At 28.6% G+C, this 21,749-nt stretch carries 16 protein-coding genes and 2 tRNA genes; 5 read left to right on the plus strand and 13 right to left on the minus strand.

What is annotated here, in order from left to right:
* Nucleotides 1-207 precede the first annotated feature (207 nt).
* From T395_RS0102800 to mip, 9 genes are read right to left on the minus strand one after another with little or no spacing between them, the layout of a single operon-like run.
* Nucleotides 208-1,569: an MSC_0618 family F1-like ATPase beta subunit gene (locus tag T395_RS0102800; RefSeq protein WP_029512967.1), complete on the minus strand. Its 1,362-nt coding sequence runs from the start codon at nucleotides 1,567-1,569 to the stop codon at nucleotides 208-210.
* On the minus strand, nucleotides 1,569-3,101 hold the full coding sequence (locus T395_RS0102805) for an MSC_0619 family F1-like ATPase alpha subunit (protein WP_029512968.1): 1,533 nt from the start codon (nucleotides 3,099-3,101) through the stop codon (nucleotides 1,569-1,571). Before T395_RS0102805 ends, T395_RS0102800 begins: the two co-directional genes overlap by 1 nt.
* Entirely contained in the window at nucleotides 3,091-5,118 is a 2,028-nt protein-coding gene (locus T395_RS0102810; RefSeq protein ID WP_029512969.1) for an MSC_0620 family F1-like ATPase-associated subunit, read from the minus strand. Before T395_RS0102810 ends, T395_RS0102805 begins: the two co-directional genes overlap by 11 nt.
* Entirely contained in the window at nucleotides 5,109-5,567 is a 459-nt protein-coding gene (locus T395_RS0102815) for an MSC_0621 family F1-like ATPase epsilon subunit (protein ID WP_029512970.1), read from the minus strand. Before T395_RS0102815 ends, T395_RS0102810 begins: the two co-directional genes overlap by 10 nt.
* A 1-nt stretch (nucleotide 5,568) precedes the next feature.
* On the minus strand, nucleotides 5,569-6,450 hold the full coding sequence (locus T395_RS0102820) for an MSC_0622 family F1-like ATPase gamma subunit (protein WP_029512971.1): 882 nt from the start codon (nucleotides 6,448-6,450) through the stop codon (nucleotides 5,569-5,571).
* Complete coding sequence (locus T395_RS0102825) at nucleotides 6,431-6,934, minus strand: MSC_0623 family F1-like ATPase-associated protein (RefSeq protein WP_029512972.1); 504 nt, start codon at nucleotides 6,932-6,934, stop codon at nucleotides 6,431-6,433. Before T395_RS0102825 ends, T395_RS0102820 begins: the two co-directional genes overlap by 20 nt.
* Nucleotides 6,921-8,444 (minus strand): MSC_0624 family F1-like ATPase-associated membrane protein, encoded by a 1,524-nt coding sequence (locus tag T395_RS0102830; protein WP_029512973.1) that lies wholly within the window; start codon nucleotides 8,442-8,444, stop codon nucleotides 6,921-6,923. Before T395_RS0102830 ends, T395_RS0102825 begins: the two co-directional genes overlap by 14 nt.
* On the minus strand, nucleotides 8,419-10,812 hold the full coding sequence (locus T395_RS0102835; RefSeq protein WP_029512974.1) for a putative immunoglobulin-blocking virulence protein: 2,394 nt from the start codon (nucleotides 10,810-10,812) through the stop codon (nucleotides 8,419-8,421). Before T395_RS0102835 ends, T395_RS0102830 begins: the two co-directional genes overlap by 26 nt.
* A 9-nt stretch (nucleotides 10,813-10,821) precedes the next feature.
* The gene (gene mip / locus T395_RS0102840; RefSeq protein ID WP_029512975.1) at nucleotides 10,822-13,113 is read right to left on the minus strand and encodes an Ig-specific serine endopeptidase MIP; all 2,292 of its coding nucleotides are present in this window, start codon (nucleotides 13,111-13,113) and stop codon (nucleotides 10,822-10,824) included.
* A 628-nt stretch (nucleotides 13,114-13,741) separates the two neighbouring features.
* Here mip and lysS point away from each other — a divergent pair.
* Nucleotides 13,742-15,211, plus strand: coding sequence for a lysine--tRNA ligase (gene lysS, locus T395_RS0102845; protein ID WP_029512976.1), 1,470 nt, complete (start codon nucleotides 13,742-13,744; stop codon nucleotides 15,209-15,211).
* Nucleotides 15,212-15,469: 258 nt separating this feature from the next.
* Here the strand turns inward: lysS and T395_RS0102850 are convergent.
* Nucleotides 15,470-15,545: transfer RNA gene (locus T395_RS0102850), tRNA-Lys, on the minus strand.
* Nucleotides 15,546-15,568: 23 nt separating this feature from the next.
* A tRNA-Leu gene (locus T395_RS0102855) sits at nucleotides 15,569-15,655 on the minus strand.
* 149 nt (nucleotides 15,656-15,804) lie between these two features.
* Between T395_RS0102855 and T395_RS0102860 the strand changes: the two genes are divergently transcribed.
* Genes T395_RS0102860 through T395_RS0102875 form a run of 4 tightly spaced genes read left to right on the plus strand, consistent with a single transcriptional unit; the run spans nucleotide 15,805 to nucleotide 19,403 of the window.
* The gene (locus T395_RS0102860) at nucleotides 15,805-16,635 is read left to right on the plus strand and encodes a deoxyribonuclease IV (protein WP_029512977.1); all 831 of its coding nucleotides are present in this window, start codon (nucleotides 15,805-15,807) and stop codon (nucleotides 16,633-16,635) included.
* Between the two features lie 10 nt (nucleotides 16,636-16,645).
* Nucleotides 16,646-17,998: a M17 family metallopeptidase gene (locus T395_RS0102865; protein WP_029512978.1), complete on the plus strand. Its 1,353-nt coding sequence runs from the start codon at nucleotides 16,646-16,648 to the stop codon at nucleotides 17,996-17,998.
* 10 nt (nucleotides 17,999-18,008) lie between these two features.
* On the plus strand, nucleotides 18,009-19,094 hold the full coding sequence (locus tag T395_RS0102870) for a M42 family metallopeptidase (RefSeq protein ID WP_029512979.1): 1,086 nt from the start codon (nucleotides 18,009-18,011) through the stop codon (nucleotides 19,092-19,094).
* A 60-nt stretch (nucleotides 19,095-19,154) separates the two neighbouring features.
* A complete protein-coding gene (locus tag T395_RS0102875; RefSeq protein WP_029512980.1) occupies nucleotides 19,155-19,403 on the plus strand; it encodes a YneF family protein in 249 nt (82 codons plus the stop codon).
* A gap of 22 nt (nucleotides 19,404-19,425) precedes the next feature.
* On the opposite strand, the gene topA is transcribed toward T395_RS0102875, so the two are convergent.
* Together topA and T395_RS03700 are read right to left on the minus strand one after the other, a co-directional pair.
* Complete coding sequence (gene topA / locus T395_RS0102880; protein ID WP_084273314.1) at nucleotides 19,426-21,378, minus strand: type I DNA topoisomerase; 1,953 nt, start codon at nucleotides 21,376-21,378, stop codon at nucleotides 19,426-19,428.
* A gap of 54 nt (nucleotides 21,379-21,432) precedes the next feature.
* Nucleotides 21,433-21,749: IS3 family transposase (locus T395_RS03700; RefSeq protein WP_029512982.1), on the minus strand; the 317-nt coding region annotated here is incomplete at its 5' end.

Here is a 21,749-nt window from a genome sequence, read left to right on the forward strand (position 1 = left end):
TTTAATTTTTATACTAGCAAGTGGGAAACGTGTTGACCTAAAAATTTATACTAGCAAGTGGGAAAAGAACATTTATCAAACGCTTTTTTTCTTTCTATGCTACTAAGTGGGAAATAAAAGCATTCTCAAACAAAGTTTTAATTTTTATACTAGCAAGTGGGAAACAACTTTTAATTTAGAAGTGCAAAATAAAAATAGCCATAAAGACTATTTTTGAATATCATTAACTGAACCAATGTATGAGAATTTTTCTGGGTTAATGTCTAAGAATTCGCCATTTAGAATTCTAACAACCGAATCTACAGTTTCTTCAAGCGAAACAAATACTCCAGGTCTTCTTGTAAAATGTTCTGTCATAAAGAATGCTTGAGAGAAGAAGTTTTGTAATTGCAAGGCTTTTTTAACAACAACTTTTGATTCATCATCAAGTTCATCATAACCTAGAATGAACATAATATCTTCAATCTCTTTGTATCTTTGTAAGATATATTTAGCTTCTAAAATTGCATCATAATGTTTTTTACCTAAAATGTTTGGATTTATATTTGCCGATGAAGAAACTAAAGGATCAAAAGCCGGGAAAATATTTTTTGCACTTACTTCGCGAGAAAGCACTAATGAAGCATTTAAGTGATTAAATACAGCAACAGCAGAAGGATCTGAAAGATCATCCATAGGTAAAAATACTGTTTGGAATGATGTGATTGAACCATTTTCATTGCTATATAGTCTTTGTTCAGCGTGTGAAATTTCAGTGTTTAATGTTGCTTGGTAACCACCGATTGATGGTTTTTTGTCTAATGAAGCTGCAACCTCATTACCAGCTTGTAAGAAACGGAAAATGTTATCTACAAAAAGTAAAACATTTTCTTTTTTAGTATCTCTTAAATATTCTGCTGATGTAATACCAATAGGCACAATACTCATCCGCGAACCAGGGTTTTCATTCATCCGAGAGATATACATTATTGAATTTTGCATCAAATTCGACTCTGTTAGATCATGATAAAGTTCAATTGCTTCTCTTGAACGTTCTCCAGAACCAATAAAAATTGAAGAGGTATTTTTTTGTTGTTTAGACAAGTTGAAAATTATTTCTTTCATTAACACAGTCTTACCAACTCCAGCTCCACCAAAAATACCAATTTTATCGCCATCTAAAATTGGAATGAAAAAGTCAATAACTTTAATTCCAGTTTGAAGAATTTTAATTTGCTTGTCATAATTTTTGTTAGCTTTATTAGTTGAATCCATTTCTACATATAAAGCTTTATTATCTTGTTGATCATTGTTAAGCTTATTACCTAACACATCATAAATATTTCCTTTAGCATTTTCACCCACAGGAACTTGGAAAGTGTGTTTAAGATTTTTGACTTTTTCACCTATTTCAAGGGCTTTTTGGTTTTCAACAATAACAGCTAAAAGAGTGTTTTCATTTAAGATTTTTTTAACTAATAAATATGAACCTTTTTCACTAAGAAGTAAACTATTAACTAATGGTAAGCTTTCTTTTTCAAATGTTATTTCTATAACATCTGTTCAAATTTTGGTAATTTTTGCACTCATTATTTAGCTCCTTCTAAAATGTCGTTTACTTCGTTAATATCTTGATAATTAATTTCTAAAAAGCTTCGATTAGCTGCGATATTTCAGTTTAATTTGAATTTATCTGAATAACTTTTAAGAATAAAAGCAAAATAATCTTTAGCCATATCTACATTATGGAAGGCATTTTCAGTTAGTTCGCTAACAACTTTTTTAGCATCATCATTAATTTTGCTATATAAGGTTATAAATTTAATTGCTTGTTGAATTTCATTTTCTTGTAGTTTATTTAATAGATTTCATTCAATTAATTTTGCAGTAATAAACATGTCATTTGGATCATATGAAGAAATACCTTTTTGGTTAAACATTTTTTCAATTTGTAATCCATTTAACATTAAACTATTCATTTCTTCGTTTAAGTCATATTTAACAGCTATCAATTTAGCTTGTTTTTTGAATGAATGGTAAAGTTTTCCAACAACTTTAGCAGTTTGATTGATAATTTTATTTTGTACTCCACCACCAATCCGGCTAACTGATAAATTAACATCAATTGCTGGATATTTATTTAAAGCAAATAATTCGCTATTAGTTACAATTTGTCCATCAGTAATTGAAATAACGTTTGATGCAACTAATGAAGTAATATCATTATCAACTGTTTGTAAAATTGGCAATGCAGTAATTGTTTTTCTATTAGCAAATTTACCGCTTCTTTCTAAAAGTCTAGCATGGGCATAGAACATATCACTTGGGAACGCTTCTTTACCAACTGGTTTATTAATTAATAAAGCAATTTCACGATAAATATTAGCGTGCTTGGTTAAATCATCAAAAATAATTAAGACATCTTCTGTGTGTGAAAGATTTTCAGCATGCGCCATAGCAACATAAGGAGCTAAATATTGTTCATATGGTTTATCAGCAGGAGCATTAACAATAATTGTGTATTCATCAGCTTGATGTTCTTTTAACATTTGATAAGTTGCTGCAACTTGAGTTTGTTGTTGTCCAATTGCGACATAAATACACTTAACATTTTTGCCTTTTTGATTAATGATTGTGTTTAAAGCAATATAAGTTTTACCAGTTTTGCGATCACCAATTATTAATTCACGTTGTCCTTTACCTATTGGAATTAATAAATCAATAACTGAATAACCAGTGTAAAGTTGTTCTTCAAGTGGTTGATAAGTCATTAATGGATTATTAACATTAAATGTTTCAGCCATGCGATTTAAATAACCAACAGTTTTATTGCCTTCAGGAAAAACAATATTGTTGTCAATATCGATTATTTTGCCAAAAAAGCTATTAGAAGTTTTAATTTGGCTAATTTGCTCATCTTCAATTACTTCTTCACGTATTTTATAGTTTTCAAAGCTTTTTTTCGCTATACAAAAAGCCTTGTCCTGTGATGCTGAAATAACCATCAATTTTGCTTCTTGATTGTTTTTTAAACAAAAAATCTGATTTTGTTGATAATTATTCAATCCGCTAATTTCAATAATGTAATCATGGATTGCGGAAACAAAAATTTTATTTGTCATTTTTACCTCGATTGATTTTTTTCTTTTTGAGTACACTAATTAATTTAATTAGTAAGCCTGTTACACCGATTGAAGCTAAAATTGATAGTAATGTACCAATGATAATGAAATTAGTTTTATTTTGTTCATCATTAGCATTAATAATTAATTCTTCATAAGCTTTTAAATATTCATTTTCAATGTTTGGATTTGAGGCTTTTGCTTCTTCTATTTTTTTAGTTTGGGTTAATGTTGCGATGTTGAAAAATTGGGTTTGTAAGATTTTTAATTTGCTTAAATAATGTTGATAGTCTTTTTGATAAAAATTAGTAAAGTCAGTTGTTCTGTCTAAATTAACTATTAATAAGGGGAAAGCGTCAAAAGCTTTTTTCAATTTTTCGATATCTAATTTTAATAATTCAAAATTAGCTTTAGTAGCTTCTGCAATTTTAGTTGTTGGATCTTGAATTCTTTCTTTGTAACTATTAAAAATCTTGCGATATGTAATTGATAAGTAATCAAAGAAATAATTTGAGTTAATAGTTTGATTGTTTAATGAACTTACAAAAAGATCTTTAGAAACTTTGCTTATTTCAGCTTCGCTTTGATTTTGTAAATCATTTAAAATAGCATTTTGCAAGTTAGTAAAACTTTCTGAATAATACATTTTTATAGCATCAAAGATTTGATTAAAGACAGCTTGAGCTAGTTCTTTGCTTGCCAAATCTGCTAAGTCTAAAGTGTCTAAATTTATATTTAGAGCTTTATAGAATTCACTAAATGTTTCATTAATAGCTTTTATTGAAGCTTTTAACATTTCGCTTTCTTTAGCATTTGCTAATCTAACAACAGGTTTTTCATATGTAGCTGTGGAAGAGTCGCTTACTTTAGTTTTTTCTTTGATCAATATTTTCGCTATTAATTGCTCACCTTCTGTTCTCAATTCAACTATTTCATAGGCAATTGAGGTCAATAAAGGATTATTGAAAAATACATTATAAGCATTAAAAGCTTCACGACCTTGATTAAATAAGGCGGCCAACTGTTGATTTGATAAATTGTAAGAAGTGCTATCTAAAATTGGAGCAATCCGTGGAATGTTTTCTTCACCAGCTCTAATTTTTTTAGGATCTTCAACTATTTCATCAATGACTGGTTTTTCAGGAATTATTGGTTCCGTTTCTTCTTCATTGAATTCCATGTTTTTGGTTAAGTCGTATTTTAAAGTTTGATTATCTAATTTTTTGCTTATATAATCATTTCAATCTGTAAAGCCTTCAGGTAATTTTAATTCTAAAGCTTCAGTGGTTTCATTTAATTCAAAGGCTTCTTTATGATTGCTATATTTAGGAATATCGCCATTATTTAATAATATACTTTCTCATTCACTGTCTAAGTTGTCAAAATAATCATTTGTAGCTTTTAAAATAGTTTCTTCGCTATTTTTATTAGCAACATTTTCATCACTTTTGTATTCGATTTTATTAGCTTCATTTAAACCGGTAACTTTATCATAGTTATATGGAGCTTCTAAACCAACCATAGTTGGAGCGAATACTTCCTCTCCATAAGTAATATCGGCCATTTTGTAGTTTTCGCTTGCTAATACTTTTGGAAAAATTATGTTGAAATTATTTTGATTTGGATTAGCTATTATTTGATCTTTTTTAGAATTCAAATAATTTAACACTTTTGTGTAGTACATTACTTTAACTAATTGTGCTCATTCAAGATTATTTTCATCGGCAATTATTTTTTCTTCAGTAATTGTTTTTTTAACATTTTCAATTGCTTTTTCAATAAATTGAACTAAACGGTCATTGACTAATTTATCATGTTTAGGCTTTAATTCGGCAAAATTAGCAGGTTCAGGCGCAGGAGCTGGATTCGTGTTTTCATTACTTGATGCTGGATTATTTGGATCATTGTTTGTGCTTGTGCCAGTGCTTGGTTGTTCTTCTCCGGCCGAAACTAAATACATCAATGGTAAAGTAGCTGATGAGACTACTCCTAATTTTAAGATTTTTTTTAGTCTCATACTAACTCCTTATTAAATAATGAAAAGTAAATTTGGGCTTTTAATTTGAAAGCTTGTTTTTCTAAAATTTCCAATTCAGTTTCATTTAAAGTATTTCAATTCACCATTTTAAGCAACTTCATTTTTTTAATACGTGAAATTACTTCTTTGTATTTGGTTTCTAATATTTTTAATTGGTTTTTATCTTGTTTTTGAATGAATGTTTCGAAATATTCATTGTAATAAAGATTAATTTCTTGATCTTTTGATTGAATAAGTAATGAATCAACTAAGGCAAAATATTCTTCGTTGTTTTGAGTTGTGAAAGAAATTAACACATTTTTAAAACTTGCTAAAGTAAAATCTTCAATTTTTATTCATTCATCTTTAAGTTGTTCATTGACTTTAAAAGTTTTTATATTTGTTGTTTTCTTGTTCATTTTAGAAGAAATTAAAATTAGTTTTTTCATTTTATTTCCCCTCACTTGCTGATGAATGGAGCATATCTTTTTTCTTGCTTAAAATTGATGATTCTTCAATTTCAAGCTCTCTTTTTTGACGAAGATAAATTCTTTTCTGTTTGCTTATTTTTTCTTCCAATTCATTCAATGTTTTATTTTGCACAACTAATTTGTATTTTTCTTTTACAAGCGCCGATTCAGTTAGCAATGACAATGTAGCATATGTTAAGTACGATTCAGATTCCGATTCAATGAAATCATCAAGCTCTTGAAAGATTCTATATTTTGCAAATTCTTGTGTTAAAAACTCTTGGTTTTTATGATAGTTTAAGGCAAAATTATTTTCTTTAATAGGCAATAATTTAATGTATTTTTGTTCAATTTTAGATGAATTAATCACAAAATTTAGATCGGTAATATTTGTCGAAATAAACTGTTTTACAATTAATTTAGGTAAAAGTTCAGTTAATTTTTCTACTTCATTTTCTTGGTGCTCAAAAACAATGTTTAAATTATGTTTTTTACCAAATGACATTGCTCTTTGACCGATTAAAATGAATGAATCTCTTTTTAGATCAGCATTTTGTTCTATTGCCAATTCATGCCTTTTATATGAGTTGGTATTGTATTTTTCTTCTTCAGTAACATAAACCCATAAAGTTACTGCTTTATTTAATAATGATTTATTTTTGTTTAAGGCAATGTTTTCATTGTTGAATTTAGATAATAAGTGTTGAATTATTGCTTTAGAAAAATTAACACGGTCTAAATAAAAACCAATTTCTTTTGAGAGTTTCAAAATATTAACTAAAGTAATATTTTTTTTAGACGCAACTATTTTTTGAATTTTATTTAAGATTTCATACTTTTCTTTAATTTTCTTGAGGTTCATTTAAGAACAATTCTCCAAAAAGAAACTTATAGTTTTCAGTTTGTGGATCTTTAAATAAAATCGTGTTTTCAAATAGTGCTATTTTATAGTCGTTTTCAAGCAAATCATTAATATATAAATTAAATTTTTGACTTATTGAATCAATTGCTGAAGTCATATTTGTATCTAATACATTTGATGAAGCTTGGCCAATTTGTGGGTATAAAGTAGTCATACTAAATCTTGGTTCAATTGTTCAAACTAAAGTAAATTCATCAAAAATTAAATTGTGCTTGTCTATGAGATTGTTATTAAGTTTATCTAATAAATTTTTTCATTCTACTTTGTCTGTGTCCACATTGAATTTAAGAATGAAAGAATTAAATAATGTGTTTTGATCAATTGTTTTGTTTTTAAGCAATTGATTGTATGAACCATAAAGCGATTTTTTAAAATTTTCAGTTTTTATTAAGTATTGTTTTAATTCTTTTTTAGTTATTTTCATTTTTAATTATCCTTTTCATTCTTTTTTCACGTAGACCATAAAAGTAAATTAAGCCAAGTGAGGTAATTATTTTTAAAAGATTAAATATGTATAAAACACCAATTCCGCTTAGTGAAACAATCAACATTACATTAGCTAAATCAATTGTTTCTGTTAAAGAGTAAATCGCGTAGTTGTTAAAGTGAATTGTTGTAAAAATCGCAATTTGGAATACAACAAATGCTGCCATAAACATAACATTTATTAAAGTTACTAAACTTTCTATTCTATTAAAGTAAATATCTAGTTTTTTAAGTCTTATGAAAGCAATTAAATAGAATAGTGTCGAAAATACCAAAAGGATTATTTTATAGTTGTTTTCAACAAATAAATTAAAGATTAAAGTATTTATTTGAATGAGTAATAATAAGCCAAGATTTAGGTATTTTGCTTTGTTATTATGAATAGCAAAATAATGTTTTTTGATAAATGTAAAGATGAAATATGCTGTTAATAAACTAAAGTTAACCACAATTGGCATTGTTAAGAACAGAATTTTTTGAAGCTTATCATTTTCAACAAAAAGCTCATTTTTAAATTTTCATGATAAGAAATAAAGGGCAAAGATTAATGTTGAAGTTATAAGCGTTGTAAAAATATTTGCTAATTTATTTAAACGACTTTTAACTAAATTTTTTTGTAAGAAATTATTTTTGTTAATAATAAATGCTAAATAAACTAAAAGTACAAAATAAACAATTAAGGCAAAAACAATTCCTGTAAAAATTCATTGATTTAAATTTGCTATTGCTGTAATTAATGTGTTTTTTTTGTCAAATATTTCATAGATTTCTTTTCTATTCGTAATAAAGAAATAGAACAAAGCATATGTTGCTAATAGACCAATTATTTTTAAAACAGTATAGGCCATAGCGGCAATTATTTGCGAATACCTAAACAAAAAGTTTTTGTTTTTAACATTTAATGAATAAATGTCATAAGTAAGTTTAATCAAGACGAGTGGAACTAATATTAATGATTTAATAAATAATAATTTAGTTGGAAACAATTGTGTATTTGTGTTTGGCACCATTCAATCCAAATGAATAAAAGCATATATTATCAACGAAGCCAAACCATAAACTAAATAAATTACATATCAATAAATATATCTTTTGAACAATAAATTGTTTTTGTTAATTATGAAATAAGCATAAATTGAAGCCAATAATATTATTAAAAAATAAAGAGAACTTGTAAATAGAATTGCAAAATTTAAACTTTTATAATGTAAATTAGACACACTAAACAAAGTTGAGTAATCAATTGTTTTTTCTGAAACAATTCTTCCGCTTTGAATTATTTCAAAGGGTTTTTGGGCAAATATTTGTATCTGTCGATTAAACAGAAATAAGAACGAAATGGTAGCAAAAAAAAGAAAACATAAAGATGAAAACTTCAAAACGTTTTCTTTTTTAATGTTCGTTTTTCAAAAGCGTTTAAAACTAATCGAATGAAATGTCGTTTGCATTTAAATCTCCATCAGGGTTAAAGTTAGCAGGTTTTACAACTGCTGTTTTACCAAAGGTGGTGAATGCTTGTGTTCTATTTAATGTATCAGCCATTTTTTGATTGTCAACATAAACAGTATTAAATACATATTTACCAGCTTCTAGTAAAGCATAAAATTGAACGTTGTAATTATCTTTTAAGTCAACAGCATTACCTGAAATGTATAATGTGTCAACTGTCACAGGTGAAACAAATTCTAATTTTGGACGTTCTGGTCCTTTAATTAGTAAAGCAGATCATTGTTGATCACTAATTGTTTTTCCGTCAACTGTAAAAATATTATTTCTGTTATAAAGTGTAAGTTTTTTAAATACTCTGTCATGGAAGCGCATGCCTTGTAAACTTCTAATCGATGGATTATTCGAAAAGTCTAGGAATGTTGGTCATGAACCATCGCCAAATTGACCTTGGAACACTCTTTCGCCTGATCTTGTGTCAAAAGCCATATCTAGACCTTGATTAATAATGTCAACAGTATCTGTTGGTTCAAACTTAAGTGTATTAAATACTATTGAACCAGGCATGTCCTTATTGGTTGATGTTGCAGAGTGGCTATAATCGAAACTAATGTATTTTACACCTCTTAGAGCATTCGGGTTAATCGCTCATTCATGACTTATTGTTTCATTCGATGTATATAATTCTAATTCATCAATTTGTTTGTCTTTTAATCCAATTAATGATGAAGTGTCTTTAGCTTCAAAGAATAGGGTTAATTTCTTGATGTTTGAAGGCAATTGAGAAAGGATATGTTTAAAGTCTTGATATTTATCTCCAAGACCCATGTTTTTAATAACAATACCATCTAATTTATTTCTGCTTTGAGCTGAAGCTTTTTTAACAAAATCAAGGAATTTAGTGTATCCAGATCTGTTTGAAGCATCTAAAACAGCAATGAATTTATTTCCTGGGTTATTATCAAGAGCATATTTATTGTCTTTGTTAGGTGTATATTTGTAAACTTCAATACCATCTTTGTTTGTAAATCCAAATTTTTTGAAATCATTTGAAACATCGGTTTTACTATAACCATTGTAATTAAGGTTTCTAATTTCACCAGTGTTTCTTTTTCATTCAGTATCATTAGAAAATACTCTTCTTTTGTTGTCAGCTATCATTTTGTTTCTAACAACGTTTTTGCTTAAGTCTGCATGAGATCAAACATTACCAGTATCCATTCAGTTAATGTTTGGAACCATGCCTTTTGCAAACATTTCATCGGCTTGTCTTTCATAATTTTCTAACATCATTTTGAATAACAATGGGTAATTGTATCTGTTGTCATTTCCTCAGGTTGCAGACATACCTAATCTCTTTCATTTTTCTTCAGTTGTTTCACCAGTGTTTTCAACCAAATCTAAGTATTTATCTCAACCTACTTCGTCATAAGACGCACCAGCAGTATAAGGATTAAATTCTCTAAGTTTTTTAAAAGCATTGTGTAATATTTTTCTATCTTCAGCAGATCAATGGCTAGGCATTTTAGCGGCAACTGCTCTAGCTTTTGCTAAACTATCTTTAATTTCTTTTTTAGCCTTCTCTTCAATTTTAGAAGGTTCTAATTCTTTTAATTTTGCAAAGTCTAAATCTTTAATAGTTGATAAATCTACACGTCCGGCAATAGCAACAGCTTCTAATTCACTTGGATCTTTTTCCTTTGGTTTTTCAGGTTCATCTTCGCGTTTAGGCTCAGGGGCTACTACAACCGGTTCATCAATACGAATCGGTTCATTATCTTCTTTTTCGTTATCATCTGGAGGAGCTACAGGATTTACATCAGTGTAAATAGGTTCTTCATTATCATTGTTATTATTATCAACAATTGTTGTTGAAGTATCTTTTTCAGATTCTTTTTCTGGGTTTTCTGGTATTTCGGGTTCTGCTGGCGGAGTTACCGGTTGAGGATCTGGTTCGGGTTCAACTGGATTAGAAGGAGCAGGCTCAACTGGAGCAGGTTCAGGTTCTTTTGGCAATTCTGGTTCTACGTTTGGTTCTTTTGGTTGGTTTTCTTCAACAGGAGGTTTTTCAGCCTCAACTTTAGGCTCTTCTTTTGGCTTTTCTTTTGGTTGTTCAGCTTCAATAGGAGTTATTTTCTTTTCTTTTAACTCTAATGAATCATCTTTATTTGAAGCAAATTTGTCATTAGTTTTAACATCTTCACTTGTTAAAATAGATTTACTACCTCTATTTTGTATAAGAGGATTGATATTTTTTGCTTTTTCTGCATTTTCACTACTTACAAATTTAGCAATTAAAGCACTTGCTAAAGCAACTGTTGAAATTGCACTTAAGTTAATAATTAACTTTATTTTTTTAGCTTTAATCATATTATCCTCCTAACTAAATCTAAATTCTGTTGGTACATGTTCATCGCTTGTACCATTAGGGAATAAGTTGGTTCTAATTCCCGCGTTTAATTTATTTAGAGCTTGACGATATGATGTTCTTTGGTTTGGACCGCCACCATAAATCAAGTCATATTTTTCTAGTTTATATTTGCCATAGAAACCATTATAATCATCACCATCACTTCTGAATGTTTGACTAAATGCTGTTAGAGTTAAACCTGTTCCATCAGCAACAGCATAGTTAATAGCTACTAACTCACCATCAATGTTTCTGACACTTGATCCAGAAGCGCCACCTAAAGGTTGTCAATTATTTAAGCTTAATCCTAAACCATAATTAATGTATTCGCCTGTTTTATAAGTTGATTCTGAATCTTGAATGTTACCAAACACATAACCTGTATTCTTTTTAGCATTAATTAATGGGTTTGTAATTGTTATGTCGAATACACCAGGTTTATCTAATCAGTTTCTAATACTAATAGCTTTATTTAAACCACCGCCATATTCTTTTGTATATATTGCCCCAGAAACTTGTTTACCATCACCTATATAGTATGGCTTATTAATTCATATACTTTGACTATTTTTATTTATGTAGTTATCAATTTCTTCAGGGCTATTTTCAATAAATTTGTCAGTTGATGATATTGGAAAGCCAAGTGAAATAAAATCAAAATTGCTTTTGCTTGTTTCTATAACAGCCCCATTGGTTAATGGCACATTTTTTAGTTTTTCATTTACTAGTACCTCGTAATTTTGTTTAACAGTTTTTGAAGCAAATTTTATTTGTTTGTTTTTATCTAAATTAGCATAATTTGCTGTTGCTAACTCAGCTAATTCATTGGCACTTTCAACAACTATAACGTTATCTGGATTTGAATTGTTGTAGTATGAATAATTATTTGAAGGACTTGTGAAATCAATTTCTAGCACAGCGAAATCAGCAGCTTCTTCTAAGGTGTTTAATCTCGAATCCGATTCAACATATTGACTTGGACTTGTATTAAGGAAATCTAATCCTGTGTAAATTAATTTAACTTGTGAAGGATTAAAACTAAATGTATCAACAGTTGGTTGAAGACCATTTGTTTTTAATCATTGATTTAATCCGGTATTTTCATTAAAGTGTTCAAGTCTAATTGAAGTTGTAACACCATAAAATTTGTTCATATCTTTTTTGGCTTTATTTCATTTTAAACTTCACTCAGGTGTTCATTGAGTATCTATTAAATTTTGTCTTTCCTGATTTTTTTGGATTAATTTCTCTTCAACATTTTGTTTTAATTTAGTGTAACGAGCTATATTTTCTTTATTGTTATTAGCTTCGGCTTGTTGAATTTTTCCATGATATTCTTTTTCTAATTCAAGCAATTGTTCAATTTCTTTATCAATATCTTTTACCAATTCATTAAATGCGTTTTCCGCTTGATTAAAAATGGCTTTTGCTTCATTATATTCTTGCGCTTCAGTGTTTACATCAACTATATTAGTAAACCTATCATTATTAGATGTCTCTCTTGATTTAGTAAATCCTTGAACAACGTGAGCATTTGTTGCTAAATATCATTTGGTTGGATAACCATTTTGATCCAGTTGATAATCTAAAATTCAAGCAGTTCCTTTAAAAGCTTTAGATTGCTTAATAATAGCATTGTAATTTGTGAAAGAAATAGCATAAGACTGTAATGCGAGATCTTTATACAATTGATTTGGTAAAAATCTTGGTAGTCCTCTATTATCGGCAGGATTACTTCTTCAATAAGCTGCTTTAAGAGAACTTCTAATTGGATTTAATTTTAGAGTTCCATCAGAATTAACTACTGAAAAATTTCTCAATATAGCAGATTCATAATCTGGTTGATTTGCTAATTTAGCTTTTTTATCATATTCTGCGACATTTTCAGCACTCATTAAAGTATTAATATAATTATTACCATCACCATATACTTCTTTCAAAGCATTTACATAGCCTTCTAAATCAGCTTTATTTTTTTCTTCTGCGCTTAAATTATTGTATTTACTTAAGTCTAAGTTTCCTTTGCTATCAGCAGTAACTATACTTGGACGCCCCGGAATATTAAGCTTAGGAGTGTTTTGATCTCTTGATGGTTGACCAGGCAACACCGGCAAACTAGGTTCAACAATTACATCATCACCAGGATTTGCAGGAGGTTTTGGATCGTCAATTTTAATTTTTGTAACGCAAGTGCTACTAATCAATGTAGATAATCCCACAATAAGACCAGCAGACAAATTTAACATATATTTTTTCTTCATTTTTCACCTATTTCCTTTAAAAACAACTATTTTTTCCCACCCCCATTTTTTAAAGGGTTTTATATATAAATAAGTCATTTCCTTACCTTTATTTTCACACTTTTTTAAAAAAAATAAAATTTTTTTGAAAAGTATAAAAAAATTTTTAAAATTTACTTATATAACTTATTTAAAGGCAAATTAGTTAAAAAAATAATTATATTTTTTGTTGTTTGATATATATCTATAAATAAGCCTTATACGACACAAAAGCTAAAAAACACAATTTTTTTGTGCCATAAAACACTTATTTATAGTGTTTTTTGTTAAAAACAAGAAAAAACAAGTTTTTTAGCTAAAAAAAAAAAAAAAAGACGTTTTTGGGAAAAACTGAAAATGGTAAAAAAATGATTTTTTCATCTTCTAGAACGATTTGAAAACAATATTTTGATCGTTTGATTAAAAAATGTAAATTATTTGATAATTAATAACAAGAATATAACCAAACTGTTATTTTTATGATTTTTTTCCTATTTTTTATATATTTTTAAATTTATATATAAAATTTATTAAATATTTTATATTTATAATTTTAATTAAATATATAAATTAGTTATAAGACAATATTTACAATATTTTAGGAGTGTATATGTCAAAATATAGCGAACAAGAACAAGTGCGTAGAAATAAAGTTAAAGAATATGCTGAAAAAAATATTTCTTCTTTCAAGAAAGCATATGGTTTAGGCAATTTAGAATACAGTGCCGACATTATTGCTGAAAATGAAAAATTTTCTAGAGAGCAATTAGAAGAAAAAAAAGTCATTAAAAATATTGCTGGTCGTTTAATGACAAAAAGAGGTCCTTTCTTAGTTATACAAGATTACAAAGGACAAATTCAAGCTTATTTCAATAAAAAAGAATTAGAACAATATGTTGAATTATTTGAAACATTAGACATTGGTGACATTGTTTGAGTTAGTGGCGAAGTTATGAAAACACACACAGAAGCTGTGTGTTTAAGAGTTGAAAAATTAGAATTATTAACTAAAGCTTTAAAACCTCTTCCTGAAAAATACCATGGTTTAGTTGACACTGAAGAAAGATATCGTCGTCGTTATGTTGATTTAATCATGAACGAAGAATCAAGAGAAAGATTCAAATTAAGAACCAAGGTAGTTCAATGAATTAGAGATTATTTTAATGATTTAGGTTATATTGAAGCTGAAACACCATTTTTACATGATTATTTATCAGGTGCAGCAGCGCGTCCATTTAAAACACGTCACAATTCATTAAACCAAGAATTTGTTTTAAGAATCGCAACTGAAATTCCACTTAAAAAATTAGTTGTTGGTGGCTTTGACAGAGTTTATGAAATGGGTAGAATTTTCAGAAATGAAGGTTATGACACAACTCACAACCCTGAATTTACAACCATTGAATTCTATGAAGCTTATTCTAATGTTGAAGGTATGATGAACCGTACTGAAACATTATTCAAAGAACTTTGCCAAAAAATTGGTAAAAGCGTATTTTTAAACAATGGTGTTGAAGTAGACTTATCTAAACCATTTAAACGTATTAACATGGTTGACGCTGTTAGTGAAGCAGCGGGTGCTGATTTTAGAAACATTTCATTAGAAGAAGCAATTGAAGTTGCTAAAAAACACAATGTAAAAATTGAAAAATTCTTTACTATTGGCCACATCATTAATGCTTTATACGAAGAATTGATTGAACACACCTTAATTCAACCTACATTCGTTTATGGACACCCAATCGAAATTTCTCCATTAGCATCAAAAGCAGATGACCCAAGATTTACAGAAAGAGCGGAATTATTTATTAATACTAAAGAATACGCAAATATGTATACTGAGTTAAGCGACCCAATCGACCAATTAGAAAGATTTGAAGCACAATTAGAAGAAAAGAACAATGGAAATGACGAAGCAAGTGATATTGACTATGATTTCGTAGATGCTTTAGAATATGGTATGCCTCCAGCAGGTGGTTGTGGAATTGGTATCGATCGTTTAATTATGCTTTTAACTGAAACAAATTCAATTAGAGATGTTTTATTATTCCCAACATTAAGAAGATTAAAAGATAAATAAGGTTTTAAGCCTTATTTTTTTTATTTTATGCTACTAAGTGGGAAATGTGAAATGTACAAATTTATAAAGAGCTTTTAGTACTCATTATTAATTTTATGTATGTAATTTTGAAATGCCAAAAACAAAAACTCCTTATTTATAGGCATATTCGTTTTTTAGTGGCATTAAACTTGGAAAGGTTTATATGTCTAGCAAGTTTATAAAATAAAACTAAAAAAACGTGCCAAAGCACGTTTTTGTCTAGTCAATTTCTTGAAATGGTACGTCCAAGAGGATTCGAACCTCTGACCCAATGGTTAAAAGCCATTTGCTCTACCTGCTGAGCTATGGACGCATTTTGATCCTTTTGGGACCAAATGGTACCCAGAACTGGACTTGAACCAGCACGAACTAACGTTCGAGGGATTTTAAGTCCCTTGCGTCTACCTATTCCGCCACCTGGGCATCTTTAAAAATTGCTATTGTATTATAATCAAATTTTTAAAACATTAAAATAAAAAATAAAAATTTTTTACTTTTTAAAATATTAAAAATATTTTAGTTTCAAATAGCATTATTAAATATATCATTTTATTAATAATAAAGGAGAAAAAATGATTAAATTAGGTTCTCATATTTCTTTCACCAAACCAAATTACTTAGTAGGTTCAGTTGAAGAAAGTATTAAAAATAAAGCAAATTGTATGATGATTTATTTAGGCGCTCCACAAAATACAAGAAGAGTAAGCGTTAATGAATACAAAAAAGATGAATATTTAAAAAATTATGCTCAGTTAATCAAGCCTGAAGACATAGTTATTCATGCACCTTATATTGTCAATCCATCTAATCCAGAAAAAGCAGATTTTGCAATTCAATTTTTGATTGAAGAAATTAAAAGGATGAATTATTTTGGAGCAAAATATTTAGTATTACATCCAGGAGCATATACTAAATTTACTGCTAAAGAAGCACTTGATACATTAATTAATAATTTAAGACAAATTATTAGCCAAACTGAAGATGTTGTTATTTGTATTGAAACTATGGCGGGTAAAGGTACAGAAGTTGGTAGAAACTTTGAAGAAATAAGTTATGTTTTAAAAACTATTAATAATGATAGAGTTCAATTATGCTTAGATACTTGTCATTTATGAGATGCCGGTTATAACCTAAAAGATTATCAAAACTTCAAAAATGAGTTGCTTAAATATGATTTGTTAAAAAATGTTAAAGTAATTCATTTGAATGATTCAAAAAACGAGTTAAGTTCACACAAAGATCGTCATGCTAATATTAATCAAGGGTTAATTAAACTAGAAACATTGGCAAAATTTGTTCATGATCCTGATTTTGACAACATACCAATCATTTTAGAAACTCCAATACCCGAAGAAGGGCCAATTTACGATAAAGAAATTGCAATGCTTTTAGCATGTAAATAGAAAGGAAATTATGGAATTAAAATATTTAACAACAAGAAATGAAAATTTATTATTAAAAGCACAATATAGCTCTAAAGAACACAATCCATTAATTAGTACGAAACACGGGAAAATTACTGATTTTTTCAATGATTTAGTAAGTTATATTTATTTAGACGAATCAAAAGTAGAAACATATAGTCAATTAGTAGAAGTTATTGATAATTTATTAACTTCACAAAGACCATATCAAATTGATGTGGCTTCATTTGCTAATGAAAAATTTGACTTTGAAACTGTTTTAAAAGCTTTAGTTTCAAGAATAATTTTCAAAAGCGCAATTTTATTTAATAAGAAAAAAAGCGTTGCTGAAAAAACAGAATTTAGCTTATTCTTTGAAAATGATATGTATCAAGAATTATTTAATAAATTTGTAATTATTGCCGAAAACAGAAATAAAGCAAGAAACTTACAAATAATGCCTGAAAATTATTGTAATTCAGAGCAATTAGCAAACTATATTGTTAATGATTTTTCAAATATTGAAGGTTTAAAACTAACAGTTTTAGATAAAAAAGCTATTCAAGAATTAAAAATGGGCTTAATTCTTTCAGTAAACCAAGGCTCAACACATGAACCAAGAGTTGTTGTTATTGAATATAATGGAAATCCAGATAGCAAAGATAAAACAGTTTTAGTTGGTAAAGGGATTACTTTTGATACAGGGGGAGTAAACACCAAAGGTTATCATATGGAAGGCATGAAATATGATATGTCTGGTTCTGTAATTGTTGCCTATGCTGTAAAATCATTAGCGCAATTAAAAGTTAAGAAAAATGTTGCTGCTGTTATGATGATTACTGATAATAGACTTGATGGTGATGCTTCATTACCAGAAAATGTTTATGAATCAATGGCAGGAATTAGCGTTGAAGTTACTGATACCGATGCTGAAGGTAGATTAGTTTTAGCAGACGGATTATATTATGGAGCAACCAAATTAAATGCGACACTTTTAATTGACGTTGCGACATTAACTGGCACAATATTAACTGTTTTAGGTAATTCACATAGTGGCATTTACGCTACTGATGATGAAAATTGAAGCATATTTAACAAATCTGCTGAAATTGCCCATGAAAAAGTATGAAGAATGCCATTCCACGAAGACTTCAATGAAGGCAATAAGAGTAGTTTAGTTGCGGATTTATTAAATTATTCATCAACAACCAGAGCCGATTCAAATCATGCGGCAATGTTTTTAAAAGAATTCACTAACGAAGTGCCTTTTATTCACTGTGATGTTGCTGGAACAGCAGATACTGGCGGTAAACCACAAGGTGTATTAATTGACACATTAGTAGAATTTGTAATTAACAAATAAAAGAGGAATTATGAATAAACAACAATTTAAAGAACAATTAATTAAATACATGGAATTAGAAGCTCCTTCTCGTTTTGAACAGCCAGTAGCTAAAATGTTGCTTGAAAACATTGATCAAAAGCAATATGAAGTTTCATATGACAATTTTGGTTCAATTATTCTTCATAAAAAATCTAAAAATCCCAATGCTCCAAAAGTAATGATAGCCGCACACATGGATGAAGTTGGCTTTCTAGTTAAAGATGTTGCTAAAACAGGCCAAATTTTAGTTAAACCAATTGGTGGTATTTGACCAAATGTTGTAGTTGGCACAAAAGCAACTTTAGTGACTAATGATAATCAAAAATACTTAGGAATCTTTGGGCACACATCAATTCACATTATGCAAGCTGAAAAAGTTCAAAAAGCTGTAACAATGAATGATTTATATGTTGATTTTGGTTTTGTTTCTGATGAAGAAGCTAAAAACAAAGGTGTTGAAATAGGTAATGTAATTTATATGAGTGGTGAAACAATCCACTTTGATAATCCAGATTTAATAGCTGGAAAAGCAATGGATAACCGTGCTGGTGTTTGTGTTTTACAATATATTGCTAACAAATTGGCCAACGAAAATTTAGATGTAGATTTATATTTAGTTGGCACAGTTCAAGAAGAAGTTGGAACTCGTGGAGCTGTTACTTCAGTATCTTTAATTAATCCACAAATAGCCATTGCGCTTGATACTACATCTTCTCATGACACACCTAATGTTATTGCTGGGACAACTAAATTAGGGTATGGAGCTGCCTTAAGAATTATGGACGGTGCAATGTTAGCTGATCCTAAACTTACCGAATTCCTCTGTGAAATAGGCAAAAACAAAAACATTGCTCATTATAAATTTATTTCAATGGGTGGTGGAACAGATGCTTCTGAATTACAATATTCTAAAGGTGGTGCAGCTACAATTACAATTTCTTTACCTCAAAGATATTTGCATTCACCTATTGGTATGTGTAATTTAAATGATTTATTAAGTGCTGGCGATTTATTAGTTGAATTTGCTAAAGCAATGAACGAAAAACAATACACTAATAAAATTATGTATAAATAAGTATTTTTAGTAAAATCAAATAATTAGTATAATAAATAAAATTTTATAAAGGAGATAATTATGGCAGGTGGCGTAAGCTTAGGTGGATGAATTGGCATAGTATTTGCTGTTGCCATTGTTTGTGCCTTAGTTGGTGCATTTATTGCTTTCGTGGTTTCACGTAAAGTTTTTGAAAAACAATTAAAAGAAAATCCTCCAATTAATGAAAAAATGATTAGAGCTATGTTCCTTCAAATGGGAAGAAAAGCTTCTGAAAAACAAATTAGAGATGTTATGTGTTCAATGACAAACGCTAAGAATGAAAAATAAATTCCTTACGGAATTTATTTTTTTATTTCTTGTATGAGCGTCTAAATTTTAAATTCTTAATATATTTACAATTTGGATAATTTGAGCAAGCGTAAAATTGACCAAATTTGCCATTTTTTAGGACTAATTCACCGCCGTCCTTCGGACATGGTTCATCAGCTGTTTGATTTTTAGTAAAGGTACAATTAGGGTAATTTTCACAACCAATAAATTTACCAAATTTGCCTGATTTTAAGACTAATTGGCCGCCGTCATTAGGGCATTTGTCGCCTTCAATTACTGTTGTAAAAGTAGTTCTTTCTAAATTTTCTTCAGCGCTAATAAATGACTCGGTGAATTTTTCGTAAAAACTATCCATAACCAATTTAATGCCAATTTTATCTTCAGCAATTAAATCTAATTGTTCTTCAACTTCCGCAGTATAACCTTCATTAATAATTTTTGGGAAACCTTCAATTAATTTATTTAAAACAGTTTTACCAAATTCAGTTGGATGTAGTGAGCCATTTTGGTTAATAGCATATTCACGGTCTAAAACAATTTTAACTGTTGAGGCAAAAGTTGATGGACGACCAACTTTGATGTTATCTAAAGCTTCAATTAGTGAACCTTCACTATATCTTGCCGGAGGCAATGTAAAGTGATTAGTTATATTGAATTCTTTAACAGTCACACTTTGCCCAATTTCAAAGTTAGGGTCTTGATTTAAATCACTATGTTCATTGTCGTTTTCATCTTTAATTATGTAGTATCCATCAAAAATTACTTTACTTGTTGTTAGTTTAAAAAGTAATTCATTTTTTTCTAAAGTATAACTTTTGCTTGATCTAATTGGTGCTTTAATCAAAGCTCTTAAAGTGTGTTCATAAATTAATTTGTAAATTTTATATTCATTGTCACTTAATTGATATTTTTGTTTAGCTTCATTAGGGGTTAAATGAATGTTAGTTGGTCTAATTGCTTCGTGGGCATCTTGATCACCGGCTACACCCTTGATTTCTTCTAAAATATAGTTTTCACCATATTTATTTTTAATATATTTTCTTGCTTCTTCTATAAAACTTAAACTTAATCTTGTACTGTCTGTTCTTGGATAACTAATTAAACCACCATCACCAAAACCTTCATAAAGTTTTTGAGCCACAGATTGCGTTGTTGTTGCGCTAAAAGGTGATTTTTTATATAAAACTGATTGTTTTAAAGGAGTTACTGAAGCAACTTTTCTTTCGCTAACTTTAATATCTTTAACTATTAATTGTTTTTGTGGTTCTTTGACCAATTCGCCTTTTACATAGTCTAATTCGTCTAAAAATACCCAATCTTTTTGATCGCTATTATGTTTTTCAAAATAGATTGAAGCTCTTAAATTATCATTAATAACCGCTTCGACTTTGTTATATTCTTGTGGAATAAACTTTTCAATTTCTTTTTCACGATCAACAATTAATTTTAAAGCAATTGATTGAACTCTACCAGCACTTGGATTGGTTGGTGAATTTGACAATTTTTGCTTCATTAATTTAGATAGTCTAAAACCAATTATTCTATCTAACATTCTTCTAGCTTTTTGAGCGCTAACTAAAGCTTCATCAATTAATTTAGGATTTGAAAAAGCCTGTAAAATAGCCTCTTTAGTAATTTCGTTGTATCTAACTCTTTTATACTTATTTTCTACTTTTAATTGTTTAACTAAGTTTTCTCCAATTGATTCGCCTTCACGATCAGGGTCAGTTGCAATATAAATTAATTCTGCGCCTTTAGCAGCTTTTTTAAGTTTTGAAACAACATCTTTTTTTGCTGGATCAATAACATATTTGGGTTCTCAAGTTTGTAAATTAATTCCCAAACCCATTTCTCCAGTTGTAGACAATTTCATAATATGACCGACTGAAGCCATAACTTCATAGTCACTACCCAAATATTTTTGGATAGTTTGCACCTTATTTGGTGATTCAACAATAACTAACTTTGACATATTAAAAACATTACCACAAAAGCGAAATAAACTAGGACAAGTTTTATAGACAATTTATAAAAAACTCAAAGCATCTCAATATTGTTGAGGTGTTTTTCAATTTAACACAGATTGAAATCTTTCATTGTTATATCATTCAATGTAATCTTTGATAATGTTTTTGAGTTTATCAAAGCAAATTGTTTTGTAATTTACAAAGTTTAAACACTCAGATTTGATGTTTGAAAAGAAATATTCAACTTCCCTATTATCTAATGAATTTCCGACCCTGCCCATAGATACATTTCCATTGTTTTTTGCAACTACATCGAGATATTTAGATGATGAATATTGAAATCCGTGATCTGAGTGAAGAATTCAAGGTTTTTTAA

Source organism: Mycoplasmopsis iners ATCC 19705 (genome assembly GCF_000701805.1).
GTDB lineage: Bacteria > Bacillota_I > Bacilli_A > Mycoplasmatales > Metamycoplasmataceae > Mycoplasmopsis > Mycoplasmopsis iners.